This is a genomic window from Alteromonas sp. DY56-G5 (assembly GCF_041414725.1).
GTDB classification, from domain to species: domain Bacteria; phylum Pseudomonadota; class Gammaproteobacteria; order Enterobacterales; family Alteromonadaceae; genus Alteromonas; species Alteromonas macleodii.
Genome location: NZ_JANHZQ010000049.1, coordinates 1 through 17,803, shown reverse-complemented (window position 1 = coordinate 17,803; position 17,803 = coordinate 1). Strand labels below are relative to the sequence as shown.

Genomic DNA, 17,803 nt, shown 5'->3' with positions numbered 1-17,803 from the left:
CAAACTGTGATCACAAATTCCATTGCGCTCGCAACCTCGGTGCTGATCGCAATAGTATTGTGTCTGCCTCGCTTACGACAATCTTTCCAATGGCGAGCAACAGTCACACCGTTGGCTTCCATTATTGGTAGTGGCTTTTTGATCATTGCACCACTGCTGCATTCGGTAATGGGGAAATGGGCACTGCTTGGAATAGTGTTGTTGTCCATTCTGGCATATGCGCTGGGGTCGGTTATTCGCTTCAATATACGCCACGCAGAACCTGAGCTAGCTAGCAATCAACAAAGCAGTATTATGACGCTTGAAAAAGCAAGTCAATGGGCGCTTGGTGCGGCATATGCCATTTCCGTGGCGTTTTATATTAGTTTGTTTGCAGCGTTTGTTTTTGATCGTTTATCTATCTCTGATACGACGTACATCAAACTGTTTACCAGTGGGTTGCTTGTCATCATTATGGTGGTCGCTTGGCTTCGAGGTGCTAGGGGGCTAGAGACCATTGAGCTATTCGCCGTGACAATAAAATTGGCTATTATAGTTGGTGTGCTCGCAGCGCTGGCAACCTACGACATACAAGTACAAAGTGCTTGGTTTCAACATGAAGCGATACAGGCATTGAGCCATTTTGAAACTGTTAGCATGCTCGCAGGGATGCTCATGGTAACGCAAGGGTTCGAGACAACCCGTTTTATGGGGAATAACTATACGCCAGAACAGCGCATTAAAGCGAGTCGTTATGCTCAGTGGATCGCTATTTTTCTCTATGTTGTTTTTATCGGTCTAACGTGTCCTATTTTCCTGAATTTTCCGATCACGGAATTAAACGAAACAACGATTAGCTACACCCTAGGGCAAGCAATATGGGTATTGCCGATTTTATTACTGGTTGCCGCCACGGCAAGTCAGTTAAGTGCAGCATTAGCCGATACTATCGGTGGCGGAGGCCTCTTAAAAGAGCTTTTCCATTTACCTATCTCCCCCCAATTTTACTACGTTTTAGTTATCGCCATCGCAGGTATATTAGTTTGGTCATCTAACGTATTTGAAATTATTAATCTCGCTTCAAAAGGGTTTGCACTTTATTACCTGATCCAAACAATAATCGTGATCAAACTCGTGATGCGTCAAAGCACAGGTCAACGCATTAGGTCAACAAAATTACTTGGTCTATCGGTGATCGTTCTCTGTTTATTCTTTGTGATTGGCTGGTCAATTCCAGCACCTCATAGCTAATAAGGAAAATACCGATGCTATCACTAGAAACTACACCAACAATTGACCAAATTAAAAATGCGGCTAAGCGCTACGCTATCATTGGTGTTGGAAATCTACTGCAGCGAGATGATGGCGTTGGTGTGCACGCGGTTCGTGCTCTGCAACCCCTGCTAAAGTCTTATTCAAATGTATCTTGCATTGACGCTGGGACACTGAGCTATGAACTTTTGGAGTGGGTCGCGAGTTCCGATCATACGATAGTCATCGACGCGGCCTACATGCGCTGTTCGCCTGGTACGGTGAGAGTGTTTGAGGACGAGGCAATTGCGGATCAGTTTAAGCAAGCGACGACCCATTCCGTTCACCAGATCACGTTACGCGATACATTGTTGACCAGCCAAACGTTATATTCAAAACCTTCTGCGGTGACGTTAATTGGCGTAGAGCCTGAGGCGATAGAGTGGGGAACCTCTTTGAGTCCAAAGGTAAATGCAGCGTTATCATCGATCATCGATATCGCATTTGCTTGCTTATCAAGCGACGACATTCAGGCCTATAAACCGGCAACCCAAAAGGAGGCACGATGACCGAAGAACTCATTTTTATGACATCCAATGCTGAAAAAACCGGCAACGTAATGCCGCTTTTGCATCAGATACGTCATGCGTTGTCTCAGTTAATTGAACGACAAGAACAAACCACGATTGATCTGCGACGATTGCCTTTAAGCGCTAGCGAAGAAGCGCAGTTAGAAGCTTTTCTTGGGCATGGAGAGGTTAAAGCTGATATTCAGGCGCTGGGTGATACGGTGCTAATCGAATCACGCTACGCAGGCGTTTGGCTTGAAATTCACTATAACGAAGATGTGGAGATCATGGGCAAATACGTTCATATCTGTACCTGTCCACCAATCATAAAATCTCAGCCAGAAGATATGGTGTTATCGCTCAGCAATATAGTGTCTGACATCCATTCGTTGTCTCATCAATCTTCTGATGAAACGGCTAAGGAGGATTGAAATGGCGCTACCAACATTAAACAAGCAGTTACAAGCGTCCGGTATCTCAAGACGCACATTTCTTAAGTTTTGCGCTACAACGGCGTCTTTACTGGCATTGCCGCAAAGCGCTGTTGCCGATTTGGCGACTGCCCTTGGCAATGCGAGAAGACCCTCTGTGATTTGGTTGCCCTTTCAAGAGTGCACAGGGTGTACCGAAGCAATATTGCGCTCTCATGCTCCCACATTGGAAAGCCTTATTTTCGATCATATTTCGTTGGATTATCAGCATACGATAATGGCTGCTGCGGGAGAGCAAGCTGAAGACGCTAGGCGTGCGGCGATGAACGCGCACAAAGGGCAATATTTGTTGTTGGTTGATGGTTCGGTTCCGGTGGGTAACCCAGGATACTCAACGATCAGTGGCATGAGTAATGTCGATATGCTGAGAGAATCGGCAAAAGATGCTGCGGGTATTATTGCCATCGGTACCTGCGCGTCTTTTGGCGGGATCCCTAAAGCAAACCCAAATCCGACGGGGGCAGTGGCAGTAAGCGACATTATTACAGACAAGCCAATCGTAAACATTTCAGGCTGTCCGCCACTGCCTATCGCGATTACAGCTGTGTTGGTTCATTACCTGACGTTTAAGCGTCTCCCTGATCTCGACGAATTACAACGCCCACTCGCTTTTTTTGGTGAAAGCATCCATGACAGATGTTATCGACGCCCATTTTTTGAACAACGTAAATTTGCAAAATCGTTTGATGATGAGGGGGCAAAAAATGGGTGGTGTTTGTTCGAACTTGGTTGTAAAGGGCCCGAAACCTTTAACGCATGTGCAACGGTTAAATGGAATCAAGGCACGAGTTTTCCTATCGAATCTGGTCATCCGTGTCTTGGTTGCTCTGAGCCCGATTTCTGGGATAAAAGCAGCTTTTACCAAGCCTTGGGTCCATGGGAGTGGTACAAATCCAAACCCGGCAAAGGTGCACAGAAGCATGCTGGGAAAAACTCATAAGATAATAGGCAAGGCTCATGGAAAATACAGCAAGTAACAACCGGTTAGTCGTCGATCCTATCACTCGAATTGAAGGGCATCTTCGAATAGAAGCTGAAATGGATGGGAATACCATCAAACAGGCGTTCTCATCGGGCACGTCTGTTCGGGGAATTGAACTGATTTTACAAGGCAGAGATCCGCGTGACGCTTGGGCTTTTGCGCAACGTATCTGTGGCGTCTGCACGCTGGTGCATGGTATGGCATCGGTGCGTGCTGTCGAAGATGCAATTAGAAAAGCTTGGCGGTCAAACGCAAAATTAGGGGTTGCCATTGGAAAGCCCTCCATGACATCTATGCCAAAAGGACCGATGCAACATGGTAAAAAAGGGCACCGACAGTCACGTACTTCAATAGGCGTACTGAGTGAAGCAGAAATGGCTATCCCTCAAAATGCACAACTGATAAGAAACATCATGATTGCAACCCAATATGTGCATGATCACGTGATGCATTTTTATCACTTGCATGCCCTAGATTGGGTTGACGTTGTTTCTGCACTAGATGCAGATCCAACGAGAACCGCTGCGCTCGCCGGTCAATTGAGTGATTATCCTCGTTCATCGCCGGGATATTTCAAAGATATGAAGCAAAAAGTCAAAACGCTGGTTGAGTCTGGGCAGCTAGGGATATTCAGTAACGCGTATTGGGGGCATCCTGGCTATAAACTGCCACCTGAAGTTAACTTGATGGCATTAGCACATTATTTAGATGCGCTAACGTGGCAGCGTGATGTTGTAAAAGTTCACACCATATTTGGAGGGAAAAACCCTCATCCTAATTTTGTCGTTGGCGGCGTGCCTTCACCGATTAATCTCAATGCGTCAACGGGTATTAACACGCGTCGATTAGTTCAACTACAAGATGCTATCACGCAAATGAAGAGCTTTGTCGATCAGGTGTATTACCCCGATATTGTGGCGATTGCGGGTTATTACAAAGAGTGGGGGACACGAGGGGAAGGGCTGGGTAACTTTCTTACCTATGGAGACTTACCCATGACATCAATGGATGACCCTGATTCTTTCTTGTTTCCACGAGGTGCAATACTTGGTCGAGACTTGAGTAAAGTGCATGACCTTGATCTAGATGATCCCTCTGAAATTCAAGAATTCGTCTCTTCCTCCTGGTATCGATATAGTGGAGGGAACGCAAGTGGTTTACACCCTTTTAATGGACAAACAACACTCGAGTATACTGGTCCGAAACCGCCTTACAAGCACCTAAATGTAGGGGCTGAATATTCATGGTTAAAAAGTCCGCGTTGGAAAGGCCATGCGATGGAGGTGGGACCGCTGGCTCGCGTGCTAATGATGTATGCTAAAAAAGATGCCGCTGCGCAAGACATCGTTAATCGATCTCTTTCTATCTTGGATTTAGAGACCTCTGCACTTTTCTCCACACTCGGTAGGACGCTCGCCAGAGCAGTGGAAACAAAAATTGTGGTTAACCAGCTACAGTCTTGGTATGACCAACTATTGGATAATATCGCAAAGGGCGATACCGATACGTTTAACCCTCTGTATTTTGACCCTACCAATTGGCCAATTAAAGGCCAGGGGGTAGGCGTGATGGAAGCGCCTCGTGGCGCGTTGGGGCATTGGTTGGTCATGCAAAATGGCAAAATTGAGAATTACCAATGTGTCGTGCCTACGACATGGAACGCTGGACCTCGAGATCCCAACTCACAGGCAGGTGCTTATGAAGCCGCTCTGCAAGATAAACATACGCTACATGATCCTGACCAACCTTTAGAGATTTTGCGAACACTTCATAGTTTTGACCCCTGCTTAGCATGTGCCGTGCACGTAATGGACGAAACAGGGGAAGAGCGTTTGCGTCTAAAAGTTCGTTAACCTTACTTGAGGAATATTATGAAAATCAAAAATAGTATTAGAAAGTCAGTTACTTCTTTAATTGCCTTTTTCTATCTGGTGGTAGGTTCACCCGTTAGTTATGCGCACCCGGGTCATCAAGGCGATCATTCACTACTTTTGGGATCTCTGGTGTCAACAATCGTGCTTGTCACCGTTGCGCTGTTTATTTATCGAGCTAGAGCAAGTAGGCCCTATCAACGGGTAAAACAGTAATGTGTCTCGCTATCCCCATGAAAGTCATTGCAATTAAAGGCTTTAACGCAACGTGTGAAGCGAAAGGTGTCTCTCGCGAGGTGAGTTTACATTTAGTGCAAGGGCTAGAGGTCAAAGTTGGCGACTATGTGATGGTACATGTTGGTTATGCTCTCCAAGTGATCACCTATGATGACGCGCAGGTGACATGGGAGATGCTCGATCAGGTCATTGCTTACGATGCATGAAATTAGTCTTTGCTATAGCTTGCTTGACACAGTCGCTGTTCACCAGCGAGCAAACATGAATAAGTCTGTCAGTCTGGTTCACGTCAAAGTCGGCCCACTGTCAGGTGTTGAGCCTGACTTGCTGCACCATGCGTTCTTGGCGTGTAGAACTCACACCATTGGCGATCAGGCAACGCTTAGAATTGACACAAGCGCTATCAAGATACGCTGTAAATTGTGTGGCGAATTCAGCCGAGTTTCGGTGAATAGTATCCTATGTGCAAGTTGCGGTGCTTGGCAAACCGACCTCATTGAGGGCGATGAATTTATATTGCAACGAATAGAGTTTATCGCACCTGACAATTTTACAGAATCAAAGGAGAGAAAACATGTGCGGTAACTGTGGTTGCGAAACGCAAGTAAAATCAGAGAAAACTGACAAGCCATCAGCAAATATCGTTGAGGTTCACGCAAATTTAAAAAGCAACAATGACAGCCAAGCGATAGCAAACCGTGCTTTATTTGACGCACATAATGTACTAGTGATTAATTTGATGTCATCCCCAGGCAGTGGAAAAACCCGGCTACTCGAAGAAACGATACGTGCGCTTAAGTCGCAATACGCGATGGCGGTGATTGAAGGCGACCTCGAAACTGAAAATGACGCAAATAGAATTAGACGTCATGGTGTGCAGGCGGAGCAAATCGCCACGGGCCAAGGGTGTCACTTGGACGCCAGTATGGTGCAAAAGGTACTTGGAAGATTTAGCTTACAAAAACTAGACGTTTTGTTTATAGAGAATGTTGGCAATTTGATTTGTCCAGCGTGTTTTGATTTAGGACAGCACTTAAACATTATTTTGCTGTCCGTACCAGAAGGTGATGATAAGCCTGAAAAGTACCCAGTGATGTTTCGTGCCGCGGACGTCATGCTTATTTCTAAGACCGATTACTTGCAATTTCACGATGAATTCAATGTACCTCGCGCGATTGAATCATTTCGTAAAGTGGGCAACGATGCGCCCGTTCTCGAAGTGTCTTCATTGAAAAGTCAACATCTAGAGCGTTGGTTTTCTTATTTTACGCACGCCATTACAGCTCATCAGTCTCAGTCGTTACAAAATAGCGGAGTCTAAAGTCTTATGTACAGTGTTGAATCGTTGCTAAGAGACATTAAGAATACCTCGCTTTCAAAACCGTTTCGTATTCTTAATGTTTGCGGTGGCCATGAGCGTGCGATTACGCGCGCTGGATTTAGAACGTTGTTTCAGCACAATATTCATCTGATACCTGGGCCAGGGTGCCCCGTTTGTATTTGCCCCGAAGAGGATATTGCATACGCGATACACTTAGCCATTAACGAAAATGTCGTTATCGTTAGTTTTGGTGACATGCTCCGCGTCCCAGTCGAACACGAAATGGGTGGCTGTAGCTCATTGATAGACGCAAAAAATCAAGGGGCCGATATCCGTCCGATATCTTCTCCTCAAGAAGCGGTATCTATAGCATTGGAAGAACCTCGTAAGGTTATTGTGTTTTTTGCTGTTGGTTTTGAAACGACTATGGCACCGATTGCAGCAACACTGCTTAATGATTTACCCAATAACTTTAAAGTATTATTGTCTGGACGACTTACTTGGCCAGCAGTTGCCCATGTGCTTGAGAGTCAACCGAATACTTTTGATGCACTGATTGCGCCAGGCCACGTTGCGACAATTATGGGTAGTGAAGAATGGCAGTTTGCAATCGACCATCATAATTTGCCTGTCAGTATTGCTGGTTTTCATCCAGAAAGTTTGCTGTTGTCGCTCCAAACGCTGCTCGGTAATTGTTCAAATAAAGTCGTCACACTGAGTAACCGCTATCCCGAAGTGGTAAAGCAAAACGGCAATGCAGCAGCTAAAGCAATAATCAATAAAGCGTTCACTATCGTTGACGCACATTGGCGAGGAATTGGTGTTATTCCTGGTTCTGGATTTTCCTTTGCTTCGAGACTATCGCACCTAGACGCCACAAACGATTATGCGCCAGTCGATTTCCCTTCGCAATGTGCGCAAAACGTTCCTGAAACCACATCGCCCTGTGAAAAAGTGATCCTCGGAAAAATGACACCTGATGCGTGCCCGTTTTTTGGTCAGGAATGCAAACCAGCATCCCCTAAAGGCGCATGTATGGTGTCTGATGAGGGGGCTTGCCGAATTTGGTATAGCTCTGGTGAGCGCTCGATAACAAATGTTATCAAAAAGGGGAATACGCTAAAGGTGGAGATGAAGTGATGACAACTGCCCGCACATATGTTGCCAATACGAATAAGAGTAAAACTATCGCCTATGAGTTGAACATTACTGGAGTCATCCAGGGGGTTGGGTTCAGACCGTTAGTTTACTGCTTAGCGTATGAAAAAAGTATTGTTGGTTGGGTACAAAACGACTGTGGATGTGTGCGAATACACGCTGAAGGCACTGAGCTAGACGTTGAACAATTTGTATTCGACTTACTGAACAATGGGTCGCTAGTTTCCATATCCTTGCTGGAAAAGAAGCAGGTTAAACTGAGTAATGTAGACTCGTTCACGATAAAAGAAAGCGGTCATGATATAGCGTGCGGGGCGATATCAATCCCCAAAGATGTCTATTTGTGTGGAGCGTGTAAAGCTGAGTTACTGTCAAATACTAACCGACGTGGCACCTATAGCTTTATCGCTTGCAGTAAATGTGGTCCACGATTTTCTATGCTGCGAGCAATGCCATACGACAGAAAGAACATGAGTATGTCAGCATTTCCAATGTGTGAGTTATGTCGTAAAGAATATCAATCGCCAACTGATAGGCGCTTTCATGCTCAACCAATAAGCTGTCGCGTATGCGGGCCTGAAGTATTTTGTTCAACTGTCGGCGGGCGCGTGGTCTCGCAAGGCGATGTTGATGTTGTAGCAACGGTTGTCGCATATTTGAATCAAGGCAAAATTGTCGCGTTAAAAAGTATAGGCGGTTATCACTTGCTCTGTGACGCACAAAGCACTGAAGCGGTAGACCTTTTACGCCAGCGTAAAAATAGACCAGATAAACCTTTCGCGGTCATGCTCCCAGAGCCTCGTGCAGACGAAACAAGTGAGGATTGGTTAGATAAATGCGTTGCTGTAGACAGTCATCAAAGAGCGCTCTTACTAAGCCCCGTGCGACCCATTTTACTTGCAAAAAAGCAATCGAATGTACCCATTGCAGATAACGTAGCGCCCATGCTTCGTGATTTGGGGGTGATGTTGCCGTGCAGCGGACTGCATTTACTCATTATGCAGCAATTCAATCGCCCCATGGTGGCTACGTCAGGAAATATTTACGGTGAACCGATGGTCACATCGACGTCATCGGCACAGCAACACCTTACGATGTTGGCAGACATCTTCGTGCACCATAATCGAGACATTTTTCACAAACTGGATGATTCTGTGCTGCGAACGCTTAAGTCAGGCACCATTCCAATTCGCCTGGGGCGGGGTATAAGTCCGATAGAATTATCATTGCCATATACTGTGCAGGAACCAATGCTTGCTGTTGGCGCGAATCAGAAAAATACAGTCGCAATAGCTTTGAACAATCGACTTATCGTAACACCGCATATTGGCGACCTCGATTCTCCGATAATGCAAGCGCACTTTGAAAAATGTATCAGTGACTTTCAAGCTCTCTATCATGTTCATCCACAGCGTATTCTTTGCGATAGCCATCCTGGCTATATCAGTTCCCGTTGGGCCAAAGGCAGTGAACTACCGACTACTAAAGTTTTACATCACCACGCTCATGCATCAGCGTGGGCATTAGCTGCTGAAATATCGACACCAAGCTTGGTTTTCGTGTGGGATGGAACGGGATTAGGCGAGAATGGCGAGATGTGGGGAGGGGAAGTTTTTTGTGGGACGCCGGGCAATTGGAAACGTGTTGCCTCATTAGCGCCTATGAAGTTGCAAGGCGGCAACAAGGTTCCAAATCAACCATGGCGAAGTGCAGCATCACTAGTGTGGGGTACTAATTTCACCGGCATTGATTTTAAACCATTTGATCCACAACAATTAAGCTACAACGCATGGCAAAACGAACTCAATTGTCATGTTAGTAGTTCAATGGGAAGACTGTTCGACGCGGCGGCATTTGCCTGCTGTGAACAGAGCGAAGTCTCTTATGAAGGGCAGGCGCCGATGATGTTGGAAAGCGTTGCGTCGACGCCCTCTAAGGTTATGCCGTTAACGTTGGTCCAGAAAAACGACGAATTTATTCAAATGGATTGGCGAACACTGGTACCGGAACTATTTGATTTCAAAGTGTCTCCTCAAACTCGTGCTGCAAATTTCCACGCTTCGTTAATTGAAACGGTATGGGAGGTAACCCTACATTGCCGTAAAAAGTTTAATTTTGACCACATTGGATTGGCAGGAGGCGTCTTCCAAAATCGCATTTTGTGTGACGGTATATCACAACGGTTTTTACAATCAGACATTCCTGTGGTTATTCCAAGTAGTTTGCCATTAAACGATGCCGCAATAAGTGTTGGGCAAATCCACGAATACTGTTCACGGAGGTCATAATGAAAAGCGCAGAGGGCAATAATCATTCATCATCAGAGCCGTTGGGCACGGAATCTATTCAATTAGCTCAGGGGAACGGCGGAACACTGACAAAAAGACTCATTGATCATGTTTTTAAAAATAAAGCGAACAAAGATCTAGATCTGCTTCATGATGCCGCCACAGTAACTTTTGATGGTCCTTATCTGAGTATAACAACGGATAGCTTCGTTGTATCCCCCCCAACATTTCCAGGCGGCAATGTAGGCGCGTTGAGTGTTTACGGTACCGTCAATGATTTAGCAGTCGTTGGGGCAACACCACGGTACATCAGTACTGCATTTATTATTGAAGAAGGCTTTTCCCTTTCAACATTGAAACAAATCGTTAATGGAATGCATCAAGCTGCCGAAGAAACGAAGGTCGCCATTGTAACAGGTGATACGAAAGTTGTCCCGAAAGGCAGTGGTGGCGGCGTTTTTATCAATACAACGGGTGTTGGAGACAGCCGAGATGCGCCGATTTGGGATACCAGTCTTATAAAGGCAGGCGATCATGTACTGGTTAGTGGTTCTGTAGGTGATCACGGTGCGTGTGTCCTGCTTGCTCGCGAGGACTATGGTTTGCAAGGTCAGCTAAAGTCTGATTGTGGAAGCGTTGTTCCTCTTATTGATCCAATCAAGCATTTGGAAGGTGTTCGTTTTGTGCGTGACCCAACTCGTGGAGGGTTGTCAGTATTACTCCATGACGTTGCTAATGAAACAGGCTTCGATATCGAGTTAATTGAAAATAATATTCCGGTGCGACCTGAAGTGGCAAGCGTGTGTGAAATATTAGGCTTTGATCCGTTTGTTTTAGCGTGTGAGGGACGCATTGTTGCTGTTGTTGCCCCTGACATAAGCGGTAAGGTGCTAGAACACTGGCGGAGCATTCGAAACGGGGAGCAGGCCGAACACATTGGTGTAATAGTAAAAAACACCGAATCAAAAGGGCGCGTGACCATTGTTACGCCAATGGGAGGAAGACGTTTCATGAATGAACTCGAAGATGAGCCGCTTCCAAGGATCTGCTGAAAGAATAGGTGTTGACCTGTGAGCAACACATAGGTTTACCCTAGTAACGTGAGAGTAGAACATAGGATTAAAGGCGTGCTTAACCGCATATCTATGTTGATAAAAGAGGAGCGTTAAAATGCGCGTTAAACAAATTGCAGATGCACTAGAGATTAGCGCGGACAGCGTACGGTATTACACGCGCATTGGTTTTTTGGTGCCAAGTAAATCGCACAATGGTTACAAGTATTACAGGCCCGCTGATGTGACACGACTACGGTTTATTTTAAGCGCGCGTTCATTAGGTTTCTCTATCAATGATATTAAGGAAATTCTGTTCACGTCATCACAAACCAACGCGCCATGCCCGACGGTTCGGCGCCTTATTGAACAAAGGTTGAAAGAAACTGAACAGCGGTATCAGGACATGCATGAGCTAAGACTGCGCATGCGAAAAGCAATCTCAGAATGGGAAAATACACCGGATCAGCATCCAACGGCCGATACGATTTGCCATTTGATTGAAGGTTTCACATCACTTAAATCATAACATTATTTAGAGAGGGAGTGGCTCATGAATTCAAAAACGGACGATGCGAAAATTCATTCGTGTTGTGGCGGTGACAAAAAAGTATCAACCGCTAGTAAGGCGGTCGAGAGTGAAACACATACTGAGCAAGTCTCTGCGTCTTCGGGTGAGCTACAACTCAATATCCAAGGTGCAAGTTGCGCCAGTTGTGTGACTAAAATTGAAGCGGCCTTAAAACAGGTCTCGGGTGTCACCAATGCTGAGATGAATTTTGCTGAACGCTCGGTGTTGGTGATGGGCAGTTCATCCTCCCACGCATTGATTAAGGCGGTAGAGCAAGCTGGGTATAACGCAACATTAGCGAATACGGATTCAGATGAGGCTGCCATTGAAGAAAAGGAACAGGCGGACTGGGCATATTATAAAAAACTAATGCGAGACATGGTCATTGCATTATCTCTGGGTGTGCCACTGATGCTTTATGGCTTGGTGACGGGGGAAATGAGCGTCAACACGACCACTGAGCGGATCGTGTGGTTGATTGTAGGGATCATGACATTGGGTGTTATGGTGTTTTCTGGTCGGCATTTTTATGTAGGTGCTTGGAACTCCTTTAAAAATCACGCCGCGAACATGGATACTTTGATTGCATTGGGGACAGGAACAGCCTGGTTGTACTCTATGGTCGTTGTGTTTTTCCCCGGATATGTGCCTGAAATGGCGCGGCATGTCTATTTTGAAGCAACAGCCATGATAATTGGTCTCATTAATTTAGGCTTAGCGCTTGAGATAAAAGCACGCGGTAAAACGTCCGAGGCAATTAAACGACTGATTGGTTTACAAGCCAAAACAGCTCGCGTCATTCGTGATGGGCATGATATAGATATTCCGATTGAAGATGTTCTGCTAAATGATCTTATCCGGGTTCGCCCTGGGGAGCGCATCTCTGTTGATGGCTTAGTTGTCGAGGGCCAGACAAGTATTGATGAATCAATGCTAACGGGTGAACCCATGCCCATAGAAAAACGAAAAGACGATGAGGTCGTTGCCGGCACGATAAACAAATCAGGCTCTATCGTCTTTCGAGCAGAGCGCGTGGGAAAAGATACCGCGCTTGCTCAAATTATTAACATGGTAAAACGCGCACAAAATTCTAAACCGCCTATTGGTCGATTAGCTGATATGATTTCCGCCTATTTTGTACCGGTCGTCATGATCATTGCCGTGATCAGTGCGCTGGCCTGGTTGAATTATGGTCCATCTCCTGAAGTAGCTTTTGCAATCGTTTCTGCGACCACAGTACTGATTATTGCCTGCCCTTGCGCCTTGGGTTTGGCCACACCGATGTCGGTGATGGTCGGTGTGGGAAAGGCGGCTGAAGCGGGGGTTCTTATCCGAAACGGCGAAGCGCTGCAATCTGCATCAAAAATAACCACTATGGTTCTAGATAAAACAGGCACTATTACTGAGGGGGCCCCTAAAGTAACAGATGTCGTTATAGCTTCAGATCATAGTCACAACGATGTGCTTTCTTTGGCGGCTAGCCTTGAGTCTGGTTCTGAGCATCCACTTGCCATGGCGATCGTTGAATCTGCAAAGGAGCAAGGTGTGCCGATCCATTCCGTTACTGATTTTCAGTCCATTGCGGGGAAGGGGGTTGAAGCCATGCTAAATTCTCAACGCCTGCTATTTGGAAATGAAAAATTGATGATAGACCAAGGGATCGAGCTTCATCATTACATCGACAAAGCGCAGAGGTTAGCAGCGGATGCAAAGACCCCTATGTATTTTGCTATTGATTCTACATTAGTTGCCGTAATTGCCGTCGCTGACCCAATAAAATCTGACTCAATAGATGCGATAAAGCGGCTACAGCATAACGGGATACGAGTTGTGATGTTAACCGGGGATAATCGACTGACCGCAAAAGCCGTCGCCCGAAAAGCGGGGATTGCAGATTACGTTGCCGAAGTGATGCCGGAAGATAAGGCAAACAAAATACTTGAGCTTCAACGTGAAGGCGAAATTGTGGGTATGACCGGTGATGGCATAAATGACGCACCGGCCCTTGCTCATGCCAACGTCGGCTTTGCGATTGGGACTGGGACTGATGTAGCGATCGAAAGTGCGGATATAACGTTGATGCGCGGCTCCCTACATGGGTTAGCGGATGCAATTGCCGTGAGCAAAGCAACACTGCGTAACATCAAGCAAAACCTCTTTGGCGCATTTATTTATAATGTCGCCGGAATACCATTTGCGGCAGGCGTCTTTTATCCATTCTTAGGGATACTGCTTAACCCAGTCATTGCTGGTGCAGCGATGGCATTCTCATCACTAACGGTGGTGACCAATGCTAACCGATTACGTCTATTTAAAGCGAAAGAGCACTAGGAGTACACAATGATGATATGGATTAATTTAGCAGGGCTTATCCTGATTGGGCTTATTGTTTGGTGGTTTTGGCTTTACAAAGCACAATCAACCCAGATAAAAGACGGCAGTATCAAAGTCCTTGTAAAAGACGGCGTGTATCAGCCTGCCAATATCACGGTGCCGGCGCATCAGTCCGTTAAGCTTATGTTCGTCAGAGAAGATGCAACGCCCTGTGCAGAAACGTTATTGATCCCGGAGTTGGATATCAATGAAACATTAGCGCTTAACAAGCGAGTGACGGTCACTATTCCTGCTTCCAGTGCCGGCGTTTACCCATTTCATTGTCAGATGCAAATGTATCGTGGCACGTTGGTGATCAAGTGATTAAACGCTTTTTATTAACGTAAAAGATACCAAAGCGAGGTGTATTATGAGTAAACAAAAAGTCCCCTTTTGGCGCACCCCCAGTGGTTGGTCTGCCATAGGCCTTATTACCGCCGCGAGCTACTTCTTGCTGGTTGAGCATGGTGAGCATGTGTTTCCGTATTTACCTTACTTGATCTTGTTGTTGTGCCTTGTCATGCACATTTTTATGCACGGCAGTCATGGCAAAGGACATGAAACACATGAGCACACCGAAAAAACATTTAAAGAACAAACCGAGGACAATGAGCAATATCGAAAAGGCTATATCGAAGGGTTAGAGCAGGCCCGTAAAGGAAAACATAAAACGGAGAATAATAATGCACGGTGATTCTGATTATGGGCTCTGGGCACTAGTCATTATAAACTCAGCCATTTTTATCTTTTTTGCGTTTAGTTTTATCAAGCCGAAGTCGAAAACAGATTGGCGAAGCCTAGGTGTATTTTCCGCTTTTATCGTGGCCTTATTTACCGAAATGTATGGTTTCCCCCTGACAATATATTTTTTGTCAGGGTGGTTAGCGGAAAGTTATCCAGGGGTAGACTTTTTAGCGCATGAAAATGGTCACTTGTGGCATACTTTGCTAGGGCTATCCGGCGATGCTCACTGGGATATTTTACACATCTTAAGTAATGTCATCATCATTTTAGGTTTCTTTTTACTATCCGCTTCTTGGAGTGTCCTACACCACGCGCAAAAATCGCATAGTTTAGCCACTACTGGATGGTACGCTCGCTGCCGGCATCCTCAATATGTTGCATTTATACTGATCATGTTTGGCTTTTTGTTGCAATGGCCAACACTGCCAACCTTACTTATGTTTCCAATTCTTATTGTCGTTTATGCTCGACTCGCCACGCGAGAAGAGCAGCAAGCTGAATCCGAGTTTGGTGATAGCTACAGACACTATAAACAAACGACGCCAGGTTGGTTTCCCCGTATGGGTATTTCAAACGTTTCAAGCACTAATTAAGGATTACAAAATGAACAAAGTACTACTGTCATTACTGTTTGTTGGAGGGGTGTTACCCGCGACATTTGCTGCTGCTCAAACGTCGATGAGTGCGGATGATATGCTTCGAAGTAATGAGCTTGTCATGGATGCACTAATGCAACGCATACAACGGATCAACGACGTCTCTGATAGGCAAACTCTCATCGTTGAGCATATGAAAATGATGGAAATTTATTTAACGAATATTGAGAAGAGACTCCAAAGTGAAACAGACCTGCAACACAAAGCACATCTGGAAGAAACGTACACAAATGGCCTTCAACGAAGTCTCGTTCTTATCGACAGCGGTTTAGCAGGGGGCGACTTTGTAGTCATGGGAAATTCGGTAGACGAACTTTTGTTTTATCTTGAACAAAGAATGTCAATTTTACAATCGTTAATGAAGCAGCAGCTCGGTGCCAATAGTGTTTTAAATAATTAAAGAAATGACGAACATAAACAAGTTAACAATCGATTTATAGGAGGAAAAGATGAGCGATCTAGATCACAGAGTCGGTGTATCAGAGGCGAATTTAGTCGTACGGCATTTAAAGTTGGTTGGTATTACCGAAGATAACATAGAAGCAATTATTGCTGGCATTGATGGGACCTTTGGAATCGATGCAGTTTCATTTGAGGACGCCAAAAGTACCCTGCATATAGGCTACGATGCAACCCACTGCAATTTAGATGGCATTGAGACAATCATTCGTGACAACGGGGCAGACATTTCGGACGACTTTTGGACAAAAATGAAAGAAGGCTATTACCAATTCGTTGACGAAAACATTCGTGAAAATGCAAAACACAAACCCTGGAGTTGCCACCGTGTTCCTCCTGGGCAAACCCATAAAAAGTAATTGGTTCAATAGCAACGATCAGACTTACGTTACGCCTGATCGTACAGCCATAACAAACAAAAACAGGACAACACAGTGGTACATAGTAAAAACGAAGCGGACAGAATTAAGTTACTTAACTTGGGAATAATTGAAAGAAACCCAGCTGAGCATGAAATCCATCAAGCGGTACAAGAATTCACAGGTTCCGTTATGCCTAACGCAAAATATTCACTGGAAAAAGCATTAAAAGCGTTTTCTTCAAGCAAAGACGAATAGAAGCGTGGCAAGTTTTAGCCGCTGGAAGGGGCAATTTTTCTATTACCGGCACATGGGTAAATAAAGTGTTAGTGAGTACTTCAATAGGGGCTTTGGTAGCTGTTTTAATAATAGGATTGGCGAAGTTAAATAAATTCGATAAAGACCGAAGTTTTTATCCAACGCTCACTGTTGTGATCGCGAGTTACTATCCATTGTTTGGAGTGTTAGAAAGTCGATTTATATGGCATGAGTTGTGTGATTCATAGACATCATTTCACTTTTCTCAATTGCAGGTCGCGTTGATAATTTGATAGCTGAATGCGCTCGTCCTCAGTTATATAATCCTCGTGAACCTCTTCTCAAAGTGGGGCTTGTTCAAGTCTTTCACAGACAATATCCATTGGCGTTTTTCCCTTTAACTAACCATGTGCCCGTTGCCAGTTGTAGTAATGCTGCCATTCGGGCAATGTTTCGTTTTTTAGTTCGTCTAGATTCAAGTTTACTGTTGAATAAAACTCTTCTTTGTCGGTTCTTTGCGACCTTTCAACCTTACCATTCAGGTGAGGAGAACCAGGCTTGTTAGGACGAAATTTGATGCCATAATCCATCAGCTTTCGCTGAACTTTCTCTGCGAAGAATTCTGTACCACGGTCGGTTTGTATTCGCTGTATTGGAAATGGCATTTCCTCGATTACCTTATCGATAAAAATAAGGGTGTTTGCTGCCGACCTCCGGTTAAACACATCCAGTACGCGATATCTAGAGCAGTCATCAATAGCAGTATATTGGTAAATTCCAGGAGCGATTTTGCATGTATCCATCTGCACTCGATCACCTGGAATAGGTCTTTGGTAACGGATGAAGTCTTTTTTCTTCGTAAAGCTCAATCCACTTGAGTCGCTGTCTAATTTCTTTGTTCATAGAGTCGTATTATATTGAAACGATCTCTATGAATCACACATATAAACGTCCTTGTTGTCTTAAATATTCTGACTACTGTTTTCGAAGACCGTAATTAAAGATTCATCCAAATAAGGACCGATCTCGCTAAAATCGTAAATGCTATTTATGTTCTTATTGCTAATGATCCTTCTGCATTTTAATTTAGTTAAAAATGAATCACTACTAGGGAAGATGCGAATAAGTCCTGAATGTGAGATCATAGCTGCATAGTAAATCACAGCCATTACCGCCCATGAGCC

Annotated in this window: 20 protein-coding genes and 2 pseudogenes; 20 read left to right on the top strand and 2 right to left on the bottom strand. The window is 45.0% G+C overall.

The window, feature by feature from the left end:
- Positions 1-6 precede the first annotated feature (6 nt).
- The 20 genes from NO989_RS18475 (at position 7) to NO989_RS18380 (ending at position 16,619) form a co-directional block, all read left to right on the top strand.
- Positions 7-1,230: a hypothetical protein gene (locus NO989_RS18475; RefSeq protein ID WP_043959777.1), complete on the top strand. Its 1,224-nt coding sequence runs from the start codon at positions 7-9 to the stop codon at positions 1,228-1,230.
- Positions 1,231-1,244: 14 nt separating this feature from the next.
- Positions 1,245-1,799 (top strand): HyaD/HybD family hydrogenase maturation endopeptidase, encoded by a 555-nt coding sequence (locus NO989_RS18470; protein WP_020742695.1) that lies wholly within the window; start codon positions 1,245-1,247, stop codon positions 1,797-1,799.
- Positions 1,796-2,230, top strand: a complete 435-nt coding sequence (locus tag NO989_RS18465) for a hydrogenase expression/formation C-terminal domain-containing protein (RefSeq protein WP_006991848.1) — start codon at positions 1,796-1,798, stop codon at positions 2,228-2,230. Before NO989_RS18470 ends, NO989_RS18465 begins: the two co-directional genes overlap by 4 nt.
- Position 2,231: 1 nt before the next feature.
- Positions 2,232-3,230 carry a hydrogenase small subunit gene (locus NO989_RS18460; protein WP_015066015.1) on the top strand — a complete coding sequence of 333 codons (999 nt, stop codon included), beginning with the start codon at positions 2,232-2,234 and terminating at the stop codon, positions 3,228-3,230.
- Positions 3,231-3,247: 17 nt separating this feature from the next.
- The gene (locus NO989_RS18455) at positions 3,248-5,125 is read left to right on the top strand and encodes a nickel-dependent hydrogenase large subunit (RefSeq protein ID WP_015066016.1); all 1,878 of its coding nucleotides are present in this window, start codon (positions 3,248-3,250) and stop codon (positions 5,123-5,125) included.
- An 18-nt stretch (positions 5,126-5,143) separates the two neighbouring features.
- Complete coding sequence (locus tag NO989_RS18450) at positions 5,144-5,359, top strand: hypothetical protein (protein ID WP_012516859.1); 216 nt, start codon at positions 5,144-5,146, stop codon at positions 5,357-5,359.
- On the top strand, positions 5,359-5,586 hold the full coding sequence (locus NO989_RS18445; RefSeq protein ID WP_015066017.1) for a HypC/HybG/HupF family hydrogenase formation chaperone: 228 nt from the start codon (positions 5,359-5,361) through the stop codon (positions 5,584-5,586). The genes NO989_RS18450 and NO989_RS18445 overlap by 1 nt, the downstream gene beginning before the upstream one ends.
- Positions 5,579-5,965 carry a hydrogenase maturation nickel metallochaperone HypA gene (locus NO989_RS18440; RefSeq protein ID WP_012516861.1) on the top strand — a complete coding sequence of 129 codons (387 nt, stop codon included), beginning with the start codon at positions 5,579-5,581 and terminating at the stop codon, positions 5,963-5,965. The genes NO989_RS18445 and NO989_RS18440 overlap by 8 nt, the downstream gene beginning before the upstream one ends.
- Positions 5,955-6,701 carry a hydrogenase nickel incorporation protein HypB gene (hypB, locus tag NO989_RS18435; protein ID WP_020742696.1) on the top strand — a complete coding sequence of 249 codons (747 nt, stop codon included), beginning with the start codon at positions 5,955-5,957 and terminating at the stop codon, positions 6,699-6,701. The genes NO989_RS18440 and hypB overlap by 11 nt, the downstream gene beginning before the upstream one ends.
- A gap of 6 nt (positions 6,702-6,707) precedes the next feature.
- Positions 6,708-7,841 carry a hydrogenase formation protein HypD gene (gene hypD, locus NO989_RS18430; protein ID WP_015066018.1) on the top strand — a complete coding sequence of 378 codons (1,134 nt, stop codon included), beginning with the start codon at positions 6,708-6,710 and terminating at the stop codon, positions 7,839-7,841.
- Entirely contained in the window at positions 7,841-10,147 is a 2,307-nt protein-coding gene (gene hypF / locus NO989_RS18425; RefSeq protein ID WP_015066019.1) for a carbamoyltransferase HypF, read from the top strand. The genes hypD and hypF overlap by 1 nt, the downstream gene beginning before the upstream one ends.
- A complete protein-coding gene (gene hypE / locus NO989_RS18420) occupies positions 10,147-11,199 on the top strand; it encodes a hydrogenase expression/formation protein HypE (RefSeq protein WP_012516865.1) in 1,053 nt (350 codons plus the stop codon). Before hypF ends, hypE begins: the two co-directional genes overlap by 1 nt.
- A gap of 118 nt (positions 11,200-11,317) precedes the next feature.
- Entirely contained in the window at positions 11,318-11,728 is a 411-nt protein-coding gene (locus NO989_RS18415) for a MerR family transcriptional regulator (RefSeq protein ID WP_012516866.1), read from the top strand.
- 24 nt (positions 11,729-11,752) lie between these two features.
- Positions 11,753-14,101 carry a heavy metal translocating P-type ATPase gene (locus NO989_RS18410; RefSeq protein WP_202285644.1) on the top strand — a complete coding sequence of 783 codons (2,349 nt, stop codon included), beginning with the start codon at positions 11,753-11,755 and terminating at the stop codon, positions 14,099-14,101.
- A gap of 9 nt (positions 14,102-14,110) precedes the next feature.
- The gene (locus tag NO989_RS18405) at positions 14,111-14,467 is read left to right on the top strand and encodes a cupredoxin domain-containing protein (protein WP_015066022.1); all 357 of its coding nucleotides are present in this window, start codon (positions 14,111-14,113) and stop codon (positions 14,465-14,467) included.
- Between the two features lie 46 nt (positions 14,468-14,513).
- Positions 14,514-14,837 carry a DUF2933 domain-containing protein gene (locus NO989_RS18400; RefSeq protein WP_014997005.1) on the top strand — a complete coding sequence of 108 codons (324 nt, stop codon included), beginning with the start codon at positions 14,514-14,516 and terminating at the stop codon, positions 14,835-14,837.
- Positions 14,827-15,480, top strand: a complete 654-nt coding sequence (locus NO989_RS18395; protein WP_014997006.1) for an isoprenylcysteine carboxylmethyltransferase family protein — start codon at positions 14,827-14,829, stop codon at positions 15,478-15,480. The genes NO989_RS18400 and NO989_RS18395 overlap by 11 nt, the downstream gene beginning before the upstream one ends.
- Positions 15,481-15,490: 10 nt before the next feature.
- Positions 15,491-15,943: a hypothetical protein gene (locus NO989_RS18390; RefSeq protein ID WP_015066023.1), complete on the top strand. Its 453-nt coding sequence runs from the start codon at positions 15,491-15,493 to the stop codon at positions 15,941-15,943.
- 49 nt (positions 15,944-15,992) lie between these two features.
- Positions 15,993-16,361, top strand: a complete 369-nt coding sequence (locus NO989_RS18385) for a hypothetical protein (protein ID WP_012516876.1) — start codon at positions 15,993-15,995, stop codon at positions 16,359-16,361.
- A gap of 75 nt (positions 16,362-16,436) precedes the next feature.
- Positions 16,437-16,619 carry a hypothetical protein gene (locus NO989_RS18380; protein WP_012516877.1) on the top strand — a complete coding sequence of 61 codons (183 nt, stop codon included), beginning with the start codon at positions 16,437-16,439 and terminating at the stop codon, positions 16,617-16,619.
- Between the two features lie 251 nt (positions 16,620-16,870).
- On the opposite strand, the pseudogene NO989_RS18375 reads toward NO989_RS18380, so the two are convergent.
- Together NO989_RS18375 and NO989_RS18370 are read right to left on the bottom strand one after the other, a co-directional pair.
- Positions 16,871-17,488 (bottom strand): annotated as a pseudogene (locus NO989_RS18375) (DDE-type integrase/transposase/recombinase); the annotation flags it as partial.
- 93 nt (positions 17,489-17,581) lie between these two features.
- A pseudogene (locus NO989_RS18370) lies at positions 17,582-17,803 on the bottom strand (hypothetical protein); the annotation flags it as partial.